15 protein-coding genes are annotated in these 18724 nt (G+C 38.9%); 8 read left to right on the top strand and 7 right to left on the bottom strand.

The window, feature by feature from the left end; translation table 11 throughout:
* Positions 1 to 4 precede the first annotated feature (4 nt).
* The 3 genes from K2F45_RS05890 to K2F45_RS05880 all read right to left on the bottom strand — a co-directional run bounded on the left by K2F45_RS05890 (position 5) and on the right by K2F45_RS05880 (position 5482).
* Positions 5 to 3469: a carboxypeptidase-like regulatory domain-containing protein gene (locus tag K2F45_RS05890; protein WP_248933120.1), complete on the bottom strand. Its 3465-nt coding sequence runs from the start codon at positions 3467 to 3469 to the stop codon at positions 5 to 7.
* Positions 3470 to 3601: 132 nt separating this feature from the next.
* A complete protein-coding gene (locus K2F45_RS05885) occupies positions 3602 to 4801 on the bottom strand; it encodes a FecR domain-containing protein (RefSeq protein ID WP_248933119.1) in 1200 nt (399 codons plus the stop codon).
* A gap of 60 nt (positions 4802 to 4861) precedes the next feature.
* Entirely contained in the window at positions 4862 to 5482 is a 621-nt protein-coding gene (locus K2F45_RS05880; RefSeq protein WP_248933118.1) for an RNA polymerase sigma factor, read from the bottom strand.
* 194 nt (positions 5483 to 5676) lie between these two features.
* Here K2F45_RS05880 and K2F45_RS05875 point away from each other — a divergent pair, with 194 nt between their 5' ends.
* Positions 5677 to 6150: a DinB family protein gene (locus tag K2F45_RS05875; RefSeq protein ID WP_248933117.1), complete on the top strand. Its 474-nt coding sequence runs from the start codon at positions 5677 to 5679 to the stop codon at positions 6148 to 6150.
* Between the two features lie 4 nt (positions 6151 to 6154).
* Here K2F45_RS05875 and K2F45_RS05870 read toward each other — a convergent pair whose 3' ends face one another.
* Positions 6155 to 6541 (bottom strand): winged helix-turn-helix transcriptional regulator, encoded by a 387-nt coding sequence (locus tag K2F45_RS05870; protein ID WP_248933116.1) that lies wholly within the window; start codon positions 6539 to 6541, stop codon positions 6155 to 6157.
* Positions 6542 to 6699: 158 nt separating this feature from the next.
* On the opposite strand from K2F45_RS05870, the gene K2F45_RS05865 reads away from it, so the two are divergent.
* The 6 genes from K2F45_RS05865 to K2F45_RS05840 all read left to right on the top strand — a co-directional run bounded on the left by K2F45_RS05865 (position 6700) and on the right by K2F45_RS05840 (position 11440).
* Positions 6700 to 7692 (top strand): quinone oxidoreductase family protein, encoded by a 993-nt coding sequence (locus K2F45_RS05865; protein ID WP_248933115.1) that lies wholly within the window; start codon positions 6700 to 6702, stop codon positions 7690 to 7692.
* Positions 7689 to 8156, top strand: a complete 468-nt coding sequence (locus tag K2F45_RS05860) for a cupin domain-containing protein (protein ID WP_248933114.1) — start codon at positions 7689 to 7691, stop codon at positions 8154 to 8156. Before K2F45_RS05865 ends, K2F45_RS05860 begins: the two co-directional genes overlap by 4 nt.
* 101 nt (positions 8157 to 8257) lie before the next feature.
* On the top strand, positions 8258 to 8824 hold the full coding sequence (locus K2F45_RS05855; protein WP_248933113.1) for a Crp/Fnr family transcriptional regulator: 567 nt from the start codon (positions 8258 to 8260) through the stop codon (positions 8822 to 8824).
* 58 nt (positions 8825 to 8882) lie between these two features.
* Complete coding sequence (locus tag K2F45_RS05850) at positions 8883 to 9464, top strand: NAD(P)H-dependent oxidoreductase (RefSeq protein WP_248933112.1); 582 nt, start codon at positions 8883 to 8885, stop codon at positions 9462 to 9464.
* Positions 9465 to 9586: 122 nt separating this feature from the next.
* Positions 9587 to 10861 carry an adenylosuccinate synthase gene (locus K2F45_RS05845; RefSeq protein WP_248933110.1) on the top strand — a complete coding sequence of 425 codons (1275 nt, stop codon included), beginning with the start codon at positions 9587 to 9589 and terminating at the stop codon, positions 10859 to 10861.
* 12 nt (positions 10862 to 10873) lie between these two features.
* On the top strand, positions 10874 to 11440 hold the full coding sequence (locus tag K2F45_RS05840) for a Crp/Fnr family transcriptional regulator (protein ID WP_088160474.1): 567 nt from the start codon (positions 10874 to 10876) through the stop codon (positions 11438 to 11440).
* Between the two features lie 110 nt (positions 11441 to 11550).
* On the opposite strand, the gene K2F45_RS05835 is transcribed toward K2F45_RS05840, so the two are convergent.
* The 3 genes from K2F45_RS05835 to K2F45_RS05825 all read right to left on the bottom strand — a co-directional run bounded on the left by K2F45_RS05835 (position 11551) and on the right by K2F45_RS05825 (position 17875).
* Positions 11551 to 12786: a porin gene (locus tag K2F45_RS05835; protein WP_248933108.1), complete on the bottom strand. Its 1236-nt coding sequence runs from the start codon at positions 12784 to 12786 to the stop codon at positions 11551 to 11553.
* Positions 12787 to 13082: 296 nt separating this feature from the next.
* Positions 13083 to 14618 (bottom strand): RagB/SusD family nutrient uptake outer membrane protein, encoded by a 1536-nt coding sequence (locus tag K2F45_RS05830; RefSeq protein ID WP_248933107.1) that lies wholly within the window; start codon positions 14616 to 14618, stop codon positions 13083 to 13085.
* A gap of 11 nt (positions 14619 to 14629) precedes the next feature.
* A complete protein-coding gene (locus K2F45_RS05825) occupies positions 14630 to 17875 on the bottom strand; it encodes a SusC/RagA family TonB-linked outer membrane protein (protein ID WP_248933105.1) in 3246 nt (1081 codons plus the stop codon).
* A 476-nt stretch (positions 17876 to 18351) separates the two neighbouring features.
* Here K2F45_RS05825 and K2F45_RS05820 point away from each other — a divergent pair, with 476 nt between their 5' ends.
* Positions 18352 to 18711, top strand: a complete 360-nt coding sequence (locus K2F45_RS05820; RefSeq protein ID WP_248933103.1) for a VOC family protein — start codon at positions 18352 to 18354, stop codon at positions 18709 to 18711.
* Positions 18712 to 18724 lie beyond the last annotated feature (13 nt).

The raw sequence follows: 18724 nt of genomic DNA, 5'->3' as shown, positions 1-18724 counted from the left end.
TAGATTAAAATAAGTTATAGGTAAAACCGATCATAATTTCTGCCCCACGCTTATAACTTCTGTTGATATACTCATTTCCATACCACTTTCCTCCGGTTTGCGGATTTGCATAAACAGTTTTAATAGCGGGATTCATTATATTTTTGGCATAGCCTTTAAACAAGATCCGTTTATTGAGCTTTTGGGAAAAAACAAAATCAAGGTAAGGCACGGGCTGTGTATACAGATCCGGTTCCCCTGTCAGATTAATTTGGACTAAGCGTTCCCCAACCATATTAAAGGTCACTGTGAGATCGGTCCCTGATTTGTCGTTATCATAGTTTAACCAAGCATTAATCGAATAAGGAGCCTGTTCAAACAACGGACTATTTTTTGGCGTATATCTATCCAGTGAACGATTTGCTTCATAACGCTCCTCAGATTTTTTAATTTCACTTTGTGCCAATAAAAGATTGGTACCCAAAAACAAGTTTTTTAAAGGATCATATAAGGTTCCCAAATTCTTGACAACTTCAAATTCCAATCCCCATACCTTACCAATATTACCGTCATTCTGAAATTGGATGGTTGGAAATTCCGGATAAGTAGCAGCTAATCCTTGGGTTTTTAGATTAAATACCTTAACCAATTGATTTTCTATACGCTTTCCAAAAGCCGACACGGCAATAACCTCTCCTTTAGCAGGAAACCATTCCCAACGAAAATCCGCATTTTGGGTATATTGGTTTTTCAAATTGGGATTACCAACCACTAAGCCCATTTGAAAGGCATCAAATTCAAATACATTGGTAATCTCACGCAATTCAGGTCTAGCCAGGGTCGTGTTGAAGGCCCCACGAAAATTCATGTTGTCATTCAACGTATAGGTTGCATTGACAGAATAGAATGGTTTATATTTTGTTTTATAGACAGAATTGGGATTAATCGGATCCAGTGGAATGCGTGTACCATCTGGAGATGTTGCGGTCAGTGCAGGGTCTAAAAATACATTAGCAGTATCCACTGCCGAACCAATATTTGTCATCTCAAACCGAACTCCTCCAGCCATGCGGAATCGTTCAGCAATCTTGAGATCCAGCATACCATATAATGCATTGGTTTCAAAATAACCCTTGTAGTTATTTGGCGATTTTTGGCTATTGTATAGAAATCCACCTACTGGCATCATACCTTCACCCTGTCCCGCTTTTGGTAATACAACACCTACAATTTCATTGCTTACCAAACGGTCTAAATTGCCTTGGACGTCATACAAAGGAATGGCCTTATTGCCCGTAAAATTTGAACCTGGCAGAAACAGCTGGTTTTCTGTAAATTTACGATCCCTAAATAAATAATTGAACCCCGTTTTAAACAACTGCTTTTCACCCAATAGCCTGAAAGGAAAACTCAGATCAGCTTTTGCATTAAAATTATCTTCGTTCAAATTCCGCCATCTCCGACCATTAGGTTCAGCTTGAATAATGCCATAATTTCCAAATCCGTTTACATAGCCCGATGTAAGTGCATAGAGATGTTCAGCATATACATAGTCATCAAAATGAGCCTGCTCACCTATAATGGGACGTCGATACCATCCTCCACCCCGAGGTTTGTAGTCTACAAGACTTGCAAATCTAAAATCCGGGTCATTCTGCGTGGACTTTGACGTTGCAACATTATAACTTAAACGAGGCGAGAGCTCATTTTTCAAAAATTTATGTTCGCCCTGTAGGTTAAAGGTATTCAGATTACGGAAAGTCTGTTTAAGCGAATGAATAGTACTTCTGACTTCGCCAGGCAAGCCCGAATACTCATAGCGCCCATTCAAATTTGTTGCGATAGACTCTCCTCCCCAGCTTCCCAAATATTGCATACTGACCTCATGCTGTGGATTAAAGCGGTAGGTGACCCCTACAAGTGTACCATAGTTTAGTGTTTCGGTTCCTGTATTTTCACGATAAGTTTGATACTTCCCCATAAAAAGACTATTCGGTGTAATATAATTAGGGATATTCCTAAAACTAAAAATATCAGGGTTACCAGTCACTACCCCTTGATAGATGCTATACTGGGTCAGTTCGCCCTGATAAATATCAGCGGTTCTTCTATAATAATTTCCTCCGACGACAAGTCCCAGTTTGTGTTTTCCAAAAACATCATAACTATTACCGAATGTTGCCGAGTAAAGTTGGTTCATGGGCGCACGGCGGTATCGAGTCGTCATAACGGGATCAAACCCTTTCATAATCGTATTAACCCGGTTTACTTCTTGGTATCCTGAAGGACTATAGTTGCTATTGGCGATCATATCCTGGATAGAACTTAATCCATTGGGATATTGCGTTGCAAGATTTAGAAAATCCGAGGAAAGGTCTTTCTTATTGATTCGTGTTCCCAATAATCCCATCTCACTGTTCCAAAAGCTGTTGTAATTTCCCCCCAAACCAATGTTCGAATTGAGCCCCGTTTGAGCGATAAGCTCAAATGTCATTTTCTCAGGCACAGATTTCGTTTTGAGCTCAACGATACCCGAAGCAGCATCAGCAGGTTTGTCTGGTGTTACTGTTTTATAAACGGTAATATTATCCAATAAAGAAGCCGGAACGAGATCCAACGGGATGGCACTACGGTCAGGATCAGAAGAAGCCAATCTTACGCCATTCAACTGACCGATCACAGATCGATCACCTAGCCCTCTTATCGCAACATATTTATCATCAGTCACCGTAACACCAGTAACGCGTTGTAATGCCTGTGTAGTCGTGATACTGGCCGTACGCTCAATCAATTCGGCCGAAATAGCATCCTGTACAATAGAAGCGCGTTTACGTTCTTCCAGCACGGCCGTTTCAGTGTTCATTTTACGCCTTGCCTGAACGGTGACCTCTTCCAATGCTGTAGCAAGAGGGTTCAACCCAATGACAAGGTTTTCCTTCACATCATTAATTTCAATTTCCTTGGTCTGATAGCCCAGATAGGAAAGAACGAGAACAGTAGGAATTTTAGAAATCGATAGCGAAAAGTTTCCATTTGCATCAGAATTCGTTCCTCCAGATGTCCCTTTAACACGGATTGAAACACTGGCCAATGTCCTTTTTGTCTGTTGATCAATGACTCGACCAGCCAAGCGCTGCTGCAATACATCGGCGGGCTTTTCCAGCGCAGTCTGAAGCGCCGTAACAACAACCAGTTTATTTTTCACAACATAACCGAACGGTTGTCCTGCAAAACATATATTCAATGCTTCTTCAACAGTTGCATTGTTTAGATTGACATTAACGGGTTTTGCTCGATTAAAGAGCCCATTATCGTAAAAAAAGTCATAACCGCTCTGCTGCCTTATTTCTTTTAATATAGCTGGGATATGACTATTTTGTTTGTTAAGTGTAATACGTTGACCGTAAGTAAACGCACTGACTTTCACCAACAAACAAGTTAAAAATACCATGGTGATTTTCATAACACGCATGCATTGATAAAAACTCATATATTTGTTGTTGTTAATATTATTTGATGATCATTGAATCGCAACATGATCGATAAGCTTAACACATTGACCAAAGGTGTTACCAGCACCTTTGGTTGTTTTTTATCCGGCTTATCGTAAAAATTAGATAGGTCAATCTATCACAATAAGCCTCCTTCCATTTAGCGTTAATTTTACTTTTCCTGTTGTTTGCAACATATCAATAATGGTAGATAGCGGTTGAGAACGCGATACCATACCATCAAATTTCAGCTTTTCAAGTCGTTCAGGACATGTTACATCCACGTTGTACCACCTTGAAACTTTACGCAGCAGACTTACTAACTCCTCTCCTTTAAAAACAAAGTCACCATTTATCCAAGCTACTTCCTGAGAAATATCCACATTTTCTACACGCAGGGCTTCATTTAACAAGGCCCGCTGCCCTGGTTTTAAGAGCACCGATTCATTTCTTTTTTTCGAACTAACGCGTACACTTCCCTCCAATAAAGTTGTTGTTGTATAAGGTTCGTCATCATATGCGTTGACATTGAAATGCGTACCAAGTACCTCTATTTTTTGATTTGCTGTCTCCACGTAAAAAGGAATTCGTTTTCCCCCTCCCATTTCCGTCTCAATTTTTGCAATTTCAAAGTAAACCTCTCCGGTCATATGGACATGCCGTTCGTTTTCACTAAATTTCAAAGGATATGTCAGGGTTGAATTTGCATTGAGGAAAGCTTTCGATCCATCTGGCAATATAATTTGATATTGATTTCCCCTATTCGTCGCAATTTTATTCATTGCTGTACTGGCGATCCGTTCCTTTTCAACAGCCTTATACACCAATTCACCATCGTTGTTCTTTTGTATTTCTACCCCGCCCTGAAGTGCAACAACACTTCCATTCTTTATATCAGCTAAGGAAACAACGGAGCCATCTTTTAATGTCAATAAGGCATCATCCTTTCCCGGAGCACCGATATGCTGTACGTTTTTTGGCTGTTCTTCAGCAAGCTGTTGTTTAAATAGAAACAGTGAGATAGCGCCAACAACGACTAGGAGCGCCGCAATTTTTAACCAGACAGCCGTACCAATTTCTATGAAGCTGTGCTGGTTAGCGCGCTTTTTTATTTGAGACTGCAAACGCTCATAGTTTGTTTGAACGGATAGTTCGCCCGCATAATGTCCCATTGCCACAATGGTTTCCTGCAACTCCGCGATGGACGCTTTATGTTCAGGATATTTTTGTAACCATTTTTCCCATTTTTCGATATCCTCTTTATTTGTTCCCTTACAATAGTTCACAAAAGATTCGTCCAATAATAACGCTTTCAAATTAAGTTCGTTCATACTACTCTAATCGTAATTTATACAATAGAGTGGACAGGGTCATTTTTTCACTACTCGTTTTTAAGAAAAAATCAACAAAAATGAAGAAAGTAGCCCTACGGCAACTTTAAGGAAGATTTCTTGTTCACTAGAAAGATTATTTTTTATTTTTTCTAGTGATTTATAGATGGTATTATAGATCGTATGGATCGAAACCTGATTGGCATCAGCGATTTCCTGATAAGAAAGATCCAAAAAAAATCGTTGGTAAATCACCAGTCGTTGTTTTGTCCCTAATTGCTCCATATGCTCTGCAACCAACTGTGTTACGGTATTTATTGTTACCGCACGGATATGTTGGTCTTCAACAGAGTGATGGATTGACGGATCATGGATTTCTTCCACAAAATCCAAATCTGTCAGCTTCAGTGATTCCTTGCGGAAAAGTTTTTGAAAGAAAACCGTAATAATATAATTATGATGATTACGTATCTGACGATTGCTAGACTTTTTCTCCCATAGATGTAGAAACACATCATTCACGCTATCCTGAACACGCTGTACCGACATTTTCTTTTTTAGCCCCAAATAAGAGAGATAGTGGTAATAATGTTTATATAACGTATAAAATGATTCTTCACACTCCTCTGCCACAAATTGGTCCCAAATATTTCTTAGATCTTTTCCGGTTAGTGCAAACATGATATCTTGGTAACAATGACTTTATACAAAAAAAGGAAAGTCTTATTAACAAGAGATTAACCAAAGATGAAGAATAGGAAAATTGTATGTAAATTGGAATTAGAAAATCAATACTAATTCTTCCTATAGCTATAACGGGTAAATAATGGCAAAAAGGCAGGAAAAAACTAATCATTGGAAAATTTTAACACAAAATGGAAAGACGTATATTTCTTGCAGACAGACTTCGCGAAGTTTTTTTGAATGGACGTTGGATTGCCAACACCAACTATCAGGAACAACTATTGAACACGACCTGGAAACAAGCCATAATCAAAATAAATGATCTGAATTCCATCGCTGCCCTAACCTATCATATCAATTATTACCTCGAGGGGTTACTGATGGCATTTAAACACGGAAAATTGGAAATCAACGATAAGTATAGCTTTGATATCCCGCCTATCCGATCCAAAGCAGACTGGGATACACTCGTAGATCGATTCCTAAAAAACGCAGCCACATTTGCCAACAGCATTGCCCAATTTGAAGAAAACCTCTTCGACCAGCCATTTATTGATAAAAAGTATGGATCTTACCTCAGAAATATCGAAGCTGTAATCGAACATAGCTATTATCACCTTGGTCAGATTTCACTGATCAAAAAGGTAATTCGTCAATCGGAATAAATTGTTATTTCGCTAGTACAGCGAGTTCCTGTTTCACTTTCTCTCGGTATTCCAAACCCCAACTGACCAAAGATTCGGTGACGGGGAACACACTTTTACCATAGGCCGTAATTTTATAAAACACTTTTACGGGGTCTTCACTTGGCTGGCGGGCGACTAACAAGTTTAATTCAAGGTCTCGAAGTTCTTTCGTCAACACTTTTGCAGAAATTCCCTGAATCTCCCGTTCCATTTTTTTGAAATGGATTTCCTGCGACTCCCGATTAGCCAAATAACGTAATATCATCAATTTCCATTTTCCACCCAAAATATCCAGCGCGTCACGCATAGCGCGCAATTCTTCTGTACAACTCGCCTCCCGCATTTGATTTCCGTCAAAAACTTGTCCCATATTGATTTCTAACAACTAGTTACCACTTGTTAACTACCAACAAATATATAGCAAAGGAAAGGTAGATTTGTCATAACAACTATATAAGATGTAAAATCTATGGATGCAGCGTAAATTATTTTCAATTTGATTTTTCATCCCTTAAAATAGATAGAGTTATGAACGCTGTTATATTAGATCAAGACAATCAATTGATAAATGCCGAAGTTACTCTTCCTCAAATGAAGCCCAACGAGGTGAAAATTAAAATAATAGCTTCCGCAATTAATCCCATAGACTACCAGATGCGTGAAAATGAATTTGAACGGCGTTATTTATATTCCCCCATACTGGGTAGAGAAGGGGCAGGAATTATTACAGATAAAGGTTCAGAAGTAAGTGAATATACAATTGGAGATGCTGTGTTTTTTGCCTGTGGTAGCATGGGCAGCAACGGGACCTATGCAGCATACATTCATTTACCAGCCGGCCTCGTTGCCCCTAAACCAAAAAATATTTCTTTTGAGCAAGCAGCAGCACTTCCTACCGCTGGTATCACCGCATTACAGGTTTTCGACAGAGCAACAATTAATCCGCAAGACCATATTTTCCTAACCGGCGCGTCCGGGGGCGTGGGTCTTTTTGTATTAAAATTACTCCTGGCTAACGGCATTAAAAATATCGTGGCAACTGCAGGAAGTATGAGCAGTATTGAAAAATTACACCAACTAGGACTGCAAAAAGACAGCATCATCAATTATCGAAAAGAGAATTTAACGGAAATAATCAAGCGTAGAAGTAAACAGCAGGGTATTGATGTCGCTATCGATGCGGTGGGTCAGCAGCTCTCGGAAGTTGCCGCCGCAGTATTAAAGCCCTATGGAACTTATATCGACATCACACATTTTACGACCGCGGCAGCAAGAGACCAACTATTTAGTTCGGCCGCTCAGATCATCAATATATCCAACTTTATCCACGCGCAAAAACTAAATTATCCCTATTTCAAAAATGGGCTGGATCGGATCAGACACAATATTGAGCAAGAAATTATTCAATCCGCCCCTATTTATCTTATTGGTAAACTGAGCCCCGAAACAATAGAAAAAGGGCATCTAATGTTGAAAAACAACCAGACTCAAGGCAATAAATTAATTATACAAAATCAATGAGAACTATACCTAGACGAATCGTGACAGGCATACGTGGCGGCAAATCCTTTATCGAAGCGGATGCATTGGTCGATAATGTATCGGAGCACTATCCCAATCTCGTTATTTCCGATATCTGGCAAACCAGTCAAATGCCGGCCAAGTTTGAGAAAGAGCATCCCATAGAAAACACTGCTATACCCCAAGTCATCAAAAATGGCACGTACTTCCGCTATGTACAGATCCCACCCGATCGGGAACTTGGTATAGAAACAGCGATTGGCATCCCTCATCCCCTCATGCATCAGACAGCAAGTTTAGATTACATCGTTATTCTTTCAGGGGAGATTTACTTGATTACAGACACAGAAGAAACGCTTTTACAGGCCGGCGATATTGTCATCCAGCGTGGCACGAATCATGCATGGAGCAATCGCTCCGATCAAATGTGCCTGCAATTGGCAATTCTAATCGATGCGAATTAAAAATCTACCTATTGCTCAATCGGCAAACTAAACATAGCGTCGATTGAATCACATCGAATTTATTTTGCATGAACACCGCAATTTTTCTAAGTTTGGACTTCATGATAGCAGCATATTTTCGGTCTTTGCGTCTGTTTGAGGAAGAAGAGATCAATCAGATTGTTCAGCTTTTTGAATACAGAAAGCTGAACAAAAACGACTTTTTTGTTAAAGAGAATCAACCTTGTCATGAGGTTGCATTTATACAATCAGGGATCTTCCGTTCTTATTATAGCAGTGCAAACAAGGAAGATATTACCTATTGTTTCCGCTTTCCCAATACTTGGATAGCGGCCTACTCCTCCTTTATTACCGGCGGGCCGAGTAAGGAGACCATGCAGGCCATCACCCCTGCCGAACTATGGACGATCAAAAAAAACACCATTGATACACGCGCTACAAATAGCCTAAAATGGACAAAGTACCTTAAAATGATTGCCGAGGAACAATATCTTGAGCTTGAAAAACGCGTCTTTCAACTGCAAAAAGAAACCGCATCACAACGTTATGCCAATTTGCTCAAAGATCATCCTGAGTTTATCCAACAGCTTCCTTTACAATATCTTGCTTCCTATTTAGGCATCACACAACGTCATTTAAGTCGTATTCGCAGCGAAATTTCTTTTTAGACATTTGTCCTATAAAGACGGTGGCTCTATCGGTATTTTTGTAATGTAATACGACATCATGCGAAAAAAAATACTTATTATCAATGGTCACCCGAATCGGGAATCCTTCAATTTTGGCATTGCAAATGCTTATCAAGAAGCTGCGGTAGCGTCCGGAGCTACAGTACGAACAATCCATATTATTGACCTGGACTTCAATCCAAACCTTGAATTTGGTTATCGTAAACGAACAGAACTTGAGCGGGACCTACTTCTTGCCTGGGAAGACATCTTATGGGCCGATCATTTGGTCTGGATACATCCCGTTTGGTGGGGCGGTCTTCCTGCCTTGATGAAGGGCTTTATCGATAGACTATTTTTACCTGGACAGGCCTTTCAATACCGCGAAAATTCTCTTTTTTGGGACAAATTGCTAAAAGGAAAATCTGCCCGGATTATTACAACACTCGATCAACCAAGTTGGTATTATGCATTAGTTTACGGCAGACCAAGTGTTAATCAACTAAAAAGATCCACCCTTCAATTTTGTGGAATATCGCCCGTTAAAGTCACCTATATCGGAATTATCAAAACTTCCGATCCTATTAAACGGAATAAATGGCTACAAAAAGTACAACAGTTGGGACACAAACAAGCTTAAGCGCAATTCAAATTCAGTAATGCTGCTGGCCAAATGATAATGAGGAGCACTTTTTGCCAAATGGCAATTGTCCTCCGCTTTGCAAGCCCTAGCTTTGACCATAAATTCAAGACAAACGCAATATGGACATTCTAATTGGGCTCCAATGGGGAGACGAAGGCAAAGGAAAATTCATTGATCTGATCGGAAGCGACTATGACATTATCGCTCGATTTAATGGAGGTGCGAATGCCGGACATAGTATTTATTATCAAGGTAACAAAATTACGCTTAAACTACTCCCATCGGGAATTTTTTCGTCGCATGTCAAAAACATTATTGGCACCGGTGTGGTGGTTGACCCATTAGCATTCAAAGCGGAAATTGAAGAACTAGCGCACATTATGCCAGATCAAGATCTCTTCAATAGGATTTTGATATCCCAAAAAGCGCATCTCGTTTTACCTACCCATCGCTATTGGGATATCTATATGGAACAGTCTCCATTGTATCGCACGATAGGAACGACCAAAAATGGAATTGCGCCAAGCTATTCCAATAAAATACTAAGACAGAACCTTCGTGTTGGTGATATTCACTCGGATAGTTTTAATACGGACGTATATCAAATTTTAAATCGTCAATACAATGAACTACAGCTTCTCGGACAAAAAATGCCTGCATTCGAAGAGCTTTACCAAGATTTTATTCAAGGATGCGCTTCTTTAAAACAAGTGCCAATTATAGATACTGAAATCTTTCTGAACAAGGCAATCCGAGATGGCAAGAAGATATTGGCAGAAGGTGCGCAGGCAACCCTGCTTGACATCGACCATGGAAGTTATCCTTATGTGACCTCATCAAATACGATTGCCTCCGCAGCCTGTGTAAGCTTGGGCGTGTCGCCTAAACTGGTGGACAAAATATATGGCGTTACAAAAGCCTATTGCACCCGTGTGGGTAATGGCATTTTCCCAACCGAGATCACAGGACAAGCTGCCAATGATTTACGGGAAAAAGGCGCTGAATTCGGTTCCAATACCAAGCGTCCCCGTCGTGTCGGCTGGCTGGATCTTCCAGCATTAAAATATGCCATCATGTTAAATGGAGTCACTCAGCTTGTTCTTACGAAAGCCGACATCTTAAACGAAATGGCTGCCATCCCCGTCTGTACACATTATGAAATAGATGAACAAAAAATTTCCTTAGCATTTCCCCAATCCGCTGAACAAGAAATTAAACCGATCTGGAAATATTTAAAAGGTTGGAATACCGATTTCTCTAATATCAAGCAGGCAAAGTTACTTCCAGAAACCTTGGGTGCATTTATCTCCTTTTTAGAAGAAGAATTACAAGTTCCCATAAAGTATCTTTCAACAGGACCTCAACGTGAAGAATTGATTAACTTAGCGAAGTAATATACAGATAACATGGAGCAATTACTGGAATACATCCGAAAATTTGGACAGCTCGATTTACGAGAAGAGAACTTAATTCGACAGGCATTCGAAAAAAAGCATATTCCAAAGTCAAGCTATTTTGTCGCTTGCGGTAAAGTAAACAATAGCATTGCTTTTGTGGAATCGGGGGTATTCCGTTCGCTCTATTACAACAGTAAAGGCGATGATTTTACACGTTATTTTATTTATGAAGGTCGTTTTATTGGAGATCTTCAGAGCTTCTTGGATCGAACACCGTCCAATGACTATATAGAATCCCTCACAGATACCGAGATCTGGAGCCTTGATTTTGACAATTTTACGCTCCTTGAAAAGGAAATTAAAGTTTGGCCATTGTTAATGGCCAAACTTTATGGTTTTGTAGTGGAAAGTAAGCTAAAAACGGCAAATACCATGATGAATCTCGATGCCAAAGACCGTTACCTCCTGTTCTTAAAGCTTTACCCTGGTTTGGCCAATCGTGTTCCATTAGCCATGTTAGCATCCTATTTAGGGATTACCGCATCATCCCTGAGCCGGATTCGGAAAAATATCTAATCCCCTCGCAGCATCTAAATCAAATCGCACCCCCTAATGCATTAGTCACACGAATACGAATCCTTTCGATCAACTTCGATCATTGCGATAAAATTGTGGCCTGAGCCGTTTTACCAACGATAAAGCAGCCTTGTAGTGAAGACATTATCTTTCAGATCAGCCGAAAAGTTTGGTAAACTTGTGGTTTCGTTTGTTACATGCTCATTATATACGGTCAATTTTATCCTATTGTTAATCTGATAAGCAAGACCATAGCCCAGCGTACTAAACTTAACATCTCCGTCGGCTGTAAAATTATCGGGCATGCCGATTGTCATGCCACTTGCTTTAGTATTTGGATCATAGACGTCATACGCTAACAGCGCAGTTATACCGGTCTTAGCAATCTCTTGCGTAAACCAAAGATAATATCCGTTAAATTTTCGTTGATAAAGGTCTGTTGTCGGTTGGGTCATAAAACTTCTGCTTGCGTAAGGCCCTTTGATATCGGCACCACCCGCTACCCCTGGCTGATCACCAGCAACATATTCTGTTTTAAAGCTGGACTTTCCCAAGCTACTATCAAATTCCAACTGTAAATTGGCACCATAATAATTCCGACCGATCGCCCTGCCTTCATTCTCGTCGCTGGTATGTGCTGTATAACCATTGCTGTTGGGCGTATAATAAGTTTTCGTATCATTACGAACCGAACCTTTATAGAATGAGCCACCAAATCCCAAATGAAGTTTTTTATCCGCTAGGCTATCAAATTTAAAAGCAAGATTACCGATCAGATCTTTTTTGGAATCATAATCTTTAGCCGAATGGCCACTACCATTAACCAAGGCTAAATCTAAGTTTAAGAATTTAGCTTTACCGCCAGGGTGATAGCTTACCATCCCTCCAAGATCACGTTCGCGTGGCATCAGAGTCTGAAATACACGTGCGCGTTCCGGAAAATCACGATAGCCGGATGAGTACACAATAGAGTATCCAAAAGGTCTATTGAAAAGACCCGCCGTTAAACTTAGGCCTTTTTGACTTGGGTGACGCAATTGAATAAAAGCGTCCATCAGTTGTACACCGTCTTGAGTAGCATCCAATTGAAAGACAATACTGGAGTACGTATCCACGCGGTCAATTTTAAGACGCCCCCTGCGGATCATAAATCTGTTATCCGAATTCTTTGAAAAATCACCACCCGAAAAGGAAGTAATTCCGGGAGATTGCGCTTTCTGAAACTGTGTCTGAAGGTACCCAGTAATCTTGATATCATGTGGATCATAGCTGGAGGGCGCATTGTTATTTTGCGCAAGCGCTACGACAGGACCTATCAGGGCTAAGAGTAAAAGTGCTTTTTTCATGAGAATTTTAAATAAATTATCTTTTTCGCTTATGATGATATGATACGAGTAGAATCATTTTTCCTTCTTCTATTCCATCATCTTTCAACGGCGTAAAAATAGATTCTCAATATTAAGTTAATATTAATAAATTGTTAGTCTATTAATTTATATACATAAAATTAACGATTTAGTAATATATCTCGTAAGAGATAGGTCAAGACAATGTTGACTCTCGCAATGTAGAGGTATCCTTAAAATAAAAAGGCCGATACAAATTGTATCGGCCTTTTAGTTCTATTGATTTATACGTTGAATTATTCCAAACCCTTATTATAATCGCTTTCGCGAAGAGGGATAGACCAAGTCCACTTATTTTTATCTTGAGGATTAATTGTAACAGCTAAAGATGTAAGGAAATTACCCCCGTTTGCGTTATTTCTTCTCACAATAGTATCTCCCCAACGTTTCATATCAAACCAATCGAATCCTTCGCCCCATAGTTCAACCGCGCGATAAAGTTTAATTTCATTAAGTAGATCTGTCCCTGTTTTTGTACAAACATATTTCACATCTCTTCCTGAAGTTGCATTTAATGCGTTAAGAACACCTTGAATTTCACTTGCTGCTTTATTTTGGAAAAATTTAGCTTCAGCTTCAATAAGATACATCTCGGAAGCCCTAAAGTGATTTAAATTTCCAACACCCGGTAGATCATTCGCTTTGAACTTAAAGTTCATGTAAGCGTAAGGCACTGCATTAGACTGTAAATCTGGAAATGTAGCAAAAGCCCTAGCTTTCATCGTCGCTCCAGCCAATCCAGTAGCTGTTGTGTACGCTTCGCCTTTTGGATCTAAGAAAAGATCTCTTCTAATATCTGTTGAAGGAATTTTATCGAACAATTCTCTACTGATACATTTAGGCGTCGTTCTAACAGCACTTGCCGACGAGTTATAAGCAATATACGATTGAAATGAATAGAAGTATAACGTTTCATCAGACGCACCGTAGCTACTCCAAATCCACTCTCTATTTGGATTTGCAAAGCCACTTTTATACTCCGTATTATTCATCAGTTCATAATTAGCCCGAGCCAAAACAGCATATTTCTCAGCATTGACATAATCCTGCTTGTTCAAAGCTGCACGAGCATAAACAGCATAAGCAACATCTTTGTCCACTTCGTAATTTTTGCTTGCATTACGGACTAATTTTGAAGATTCATACAATGAAATGGCATCATTCAAATCCGTGTAGATCAAATCATAAGTCTGGCCCAAGGTAGATAAAGGCATGTCTCCTGTTGACACATCTTTTCTTAACACCAATCCACTTGTCTGTCCATTATTTGAATCACTCCATCTATTGCCATAGATCTGAGCTAGCATCATGTAACTGTAAGCACGGTAAGTCAAAGCTTGCGCTTTTATAAATTGTTTGTCGGCTAAGTTTCCATCCGCAGCATCAATATTTTCGACAATTTGATTTGCGTTACCAATGATCTTGTAGTAATAAAACCAAGGATAATACAGGTAAATACTTGTTAAGTTTTGATTATAATTTGCATTAATAATGTCTGCCCAGCCACTTAAGTTGACAAAAAAATTGTTTCCAGGATAGTTCCCATAGTACATTTTGATTGTCCCCTCTCCATTAAAGCCTTGGCTACCTAAATACTGTTGGGTCATCATTTTTGCCAAACCGTTAACGGCTACTTCAGCATTTTTTGTCGTCTCAAATACTTTAGAAAGCTCAACGGAATCTGTAGGACTTGTATTTAGATAGTCTTTTTTGCAAGAAGAAACAAGAATCATTCCTGCTAACAATACTTTTATATATTTATTATTTTTCATTGTTTGATTTCTTATAATCCAATTTTTACACCAAAAGAAATTGTACGTGGAGTAACCCAAGCATTTGTGCTGGTACCATTCCATTGCTGTTGCGGGTTCATTCCTTTACGTTTTGTCATTGTAGACAAGTTTTCAATTCCAGCAACAACTCTCACGGAAGACAAATCTATTTTACTAATCAATGTTTTTGGCAAACTATAACCTACCGCAATATTCTTGATAACCAAATATGATCCATCAGTTAAGAAACGGTCACTAGTAGCATAATTATTCATACTACTTTGAGAAAAGTTGATAGAAGGGATACCATTTACATCCAACCTATCCGCCGAGGAGGCTGTCATTCCATCTGGAATACCGTTCCACGATTTCATGATATCCGTGTGCAGCGCACTTGGCGTACCGGACATGGCCATTAAACTAGCATAGGAAGAATCGTATATTTTACCACCGATAGCGTAAGTGAATAACGCTGAGAAGCTGAAGTTTTTATACTCAAAGCTAGTATTGAAACTTCCATTCATTTTAGGAATAACCGATCCGGACCAGCCCCTTAAACCATAGCTTGAAGCATTAGTTACATAGTATTTTCCATTAATTTCAACAAGTTCCGCTGTAGGGATCTCTGCTTTTCCTGGTGCAGAACCATTCACATTAAAACGCTCTGTGTCTGCCAGGTAAAGTGAACGACCAGTCATCTGATCTACACCCGCATACTTAAACAACCAGAAGTCATAACGGCTACCGCCTTCAACCCATTTGAAATTACCAGTTACAATTCCGTTCTCCCTATTTTCTTCAGGTAGTGATAATATTTTATTCGTCAACCAAGTTGCATTCGCACCAACATTCCATCTCCATCCATCACCTTTTAACACGTCTACATCAAAAGTTAACTCGAAGCCCCTATTTGACATTGAACCAATATTCCTTGTTACTGTTGAAACTGCACTCGAAGATGATGTTGCTCCAGCAGACAATGGAAGATTAAAATCAAAAATCAAGTTTTGAGACTGCTTGTTAAAGTATTCAAAGCTTAAATTTGCTCGTTTAAATAACCGGGCTTCTACTGCCGCAGAGAACGAACTAGAGGTTTCCCAAATTAAGTCAGGTGAAGGGTTTTGGTTTTTAAATACCGCACCTGCATTCGCATTCTGGCTTAACTCATATAAGGATAAATAAGAATACTTACTTGCACTTTCATCATTACCTACTTCACCGTAAGATGCTCGAACCTTCAAATCATTAACAGTATTCAGCATATCTTTAAAGAAATCCTCTTTAGATATGCTCCAGCTACCGCCTAATGACCAAAAGTTACCCCAACGATTGTCTGGGCTGAATCGAGATGAGCCATCTCTTCTAAACGACGCCTCCGCAAAATATTTACCCGCGTAATTATAACGAGCGCGAGACAAGAAACTTTCTACACGATAATCTTCTTGATAGTCATACAGCGACGTGATTTTGGTAAAATTTACCATATCCGTTTGGCCTTCAAAAATTTCATCTGTTTTATAGCCATATAGATAACTCCAGTTGTCAGAATAATTCTCATGTCCTGCCAATATATCCAGATGGTGTAAGCCAAAATCTTTGTTCCAAGTCAATAATTGTTGAACTGTATAGTTTTTGTAACGATAAATATTCCTAGCCGCTCTACCCTGACCGGCACCATCCCCAATTATTGCGTTATTATACGTACGACGTTCTGAATTGCGAAGATTTAAATCACCGTTTAAAGTCAGTGTAAAATCTTTCAGAAACTTGAATTCAAGAAAGCCTCTACCATTTACCGTATTACGAATCGTTTGGTCTCTGTTTAATTCATTTTCCCAAATGGTATGTCTTCCGACATATTGCAATCTTGTAGATTCACCGTTATCATACTGTATTTTTCCGGCCTCGTCCAATGCATAAGATCCATCTGCGTTATGCAAATGAATTGGATAGATTGGTGCTATCGATCTTGCATAGTTATACGGATTAACAAATGAACCTGCATCGTCAGTAGAACCACTAATTTGATTTGAGATTTGATGTGAACCTGCTAAGTTAAAGCCATATTTGAACCAATCTTTAGCTTGAAGTTCGGCATTTAATCGTCCAGTAAATCTTTTTAAACCCGAATTTTTGATGTATCCTTTCTCGTCTAGGTATCCTGTCGAATAAAAAACCTTTGCTTTATCTGTAGCGGTAGTTCCATCAATGTTATAATTTTGACGATGTCCAACGCGATCTACTTCTTTAAACCAGTCCAAATCGTCTGCATATCCACTTTTTATTTGGGCATCAGAGACAAGCTTTCCATTGGAATCAAATAGTTTATCATCAGCTTTATCATAGATGTTTAATTTCAAGTAATTGCTCACCAAAGATTTGGTTGCTTCATCATTTGCAGATTGAACTGTTGGATAGGATGTCGAATTGTTAGTTAGTAAACTATTTCTATATCCCTGCCACATGGCTTCCATAAATTGTCTATCATTCACGCGATCGTATTCGGCAATACCTCTCGAGTAGAAACCTTGGTCTGTTGAGATATTAACCTGAGAACGGCCAGCCTTACCCTTCTTGGTGGTAATAATAATTACTCCATTACTAGCCCGACTTCCATAAAGTGCAGATGATGAAGCATCTTTTAACACTGAAATACTTTCCACATCATTGGGGTTGATATCGGAGATATTACCACCAAAAGGTACACCGTCCACGACATAAAGCGGGTTGTTAGATCCATTCAATGATGAAAATCCACGTATCCGTATACTAGGTTCTGCGCCTGGCATACCAGAGGTATTGTTCAGTTGAATACCAGCAGCAGATCCCTCTAAAGCTGCAAATGCATTGGTAACTGGTCTCTTTTCGATATCTTTAGCAGAGACGGAGGTTACGGATCCAGTCACAGATTCTTTTTTGGCAGTACCATAAGCGACTACGACAACCTCATCTAATGCTGTATTCTGATCCTCTAGTGACACGTTGAATAATGACTGTCCATCTTTAACGATTATAGTCTTATCAGAATGACCGACATACCTGAAAACCATTACTTTACCAACAGGAACTGATAAAGAATATTTTCCATTTGCATCTGTTTGAGTAGCAATGTTTGATCCTTGAACAGCAATTGTCACACCGACTAATGGTTTACCATCAGCTCCAGTTACACGACCGCTTACTTTCTTCTCTTGCGCAAAAGCAACAGAAGAAAGGATCATACTCCCCACGAAAAAACTGAGTAGTTTGTGTTTCATATGTTTATGTTTGTTTAATAGTAAGTAGTTTATCTAACTAAAAAAGATAAAAGCGCCAAAAGGATCTTTTAATATATGTTTTTCTAAAAATGATGAGTCTATTAGACTAATACAGTTAGTGTGCAAAACCAAACATGAAATGTTAAGGTTTTGTTAAAAGCAAAGATAAAACAATCTTTTAAAGATGCAACAAGAAGTTAGAAATAGAATTAAAAAACTGGAAAACAAACGATATAAATCATAGTATTTCACACAAAAAATAACACACAAAAACACTAAATACCAAACAATTACACAAACAACACACCTTAATCTAAAAAAGTAACTATTTTTTTTGTGAAGTAACAATAAATACTGTAATATTTTGTATTTTTCATCATAAAACTATCCTTACAATCGATAATAATAAAAAAACACACGTAACTGCTATCAAAAAGACAAAACAATAGTTCGAACTAATCAAAGGCAAAAAAAAGATGAACTACAAAAGCTTAAATCCAATATTATATACAAAAAGCTTAGATCAAACTATTCAGTTCTATACTGAAAAACTCGGGTTTACATGTGTTGAAAAAAACGAAGCATTGAACTGGGCTCTACTGCGAAGTGGAACCATCGAAATCATGTTTTCGCATCCTGTTGAAAGCATTGCTTTTGAAACAGCACAATTTACCGGGTCCCTTTATATTAACATAGCTGATGTTGATAATTTATGGGAAAGTTTGAAAGATAATGTCAAAATATGTTATGAAATAGCAACTTTCGAATGGGGAATGCGCGAGTTTGCTATTTATGATAATAATGGATATGTGCTTCAGTTTGGTGAAAAAATATAGAGGCAGCAAAATA

This window comes from Sphingobacterium siyangense (genome assembly GCF_023277505.1).
GTDB classification, from domain to species: domain Bacteria; phylum Bacteroidota; class Bacteroidia; order Sphingobacteriales; family Sphingobacteriaceae; genus Sphingobacterium; species Sphingobacterium siyangense.
The sequence above is the reverse complement of the archived record's forward strand: the minus strand, read 5'-3'. Positions and strand labels throughout refer to the sequence as shown.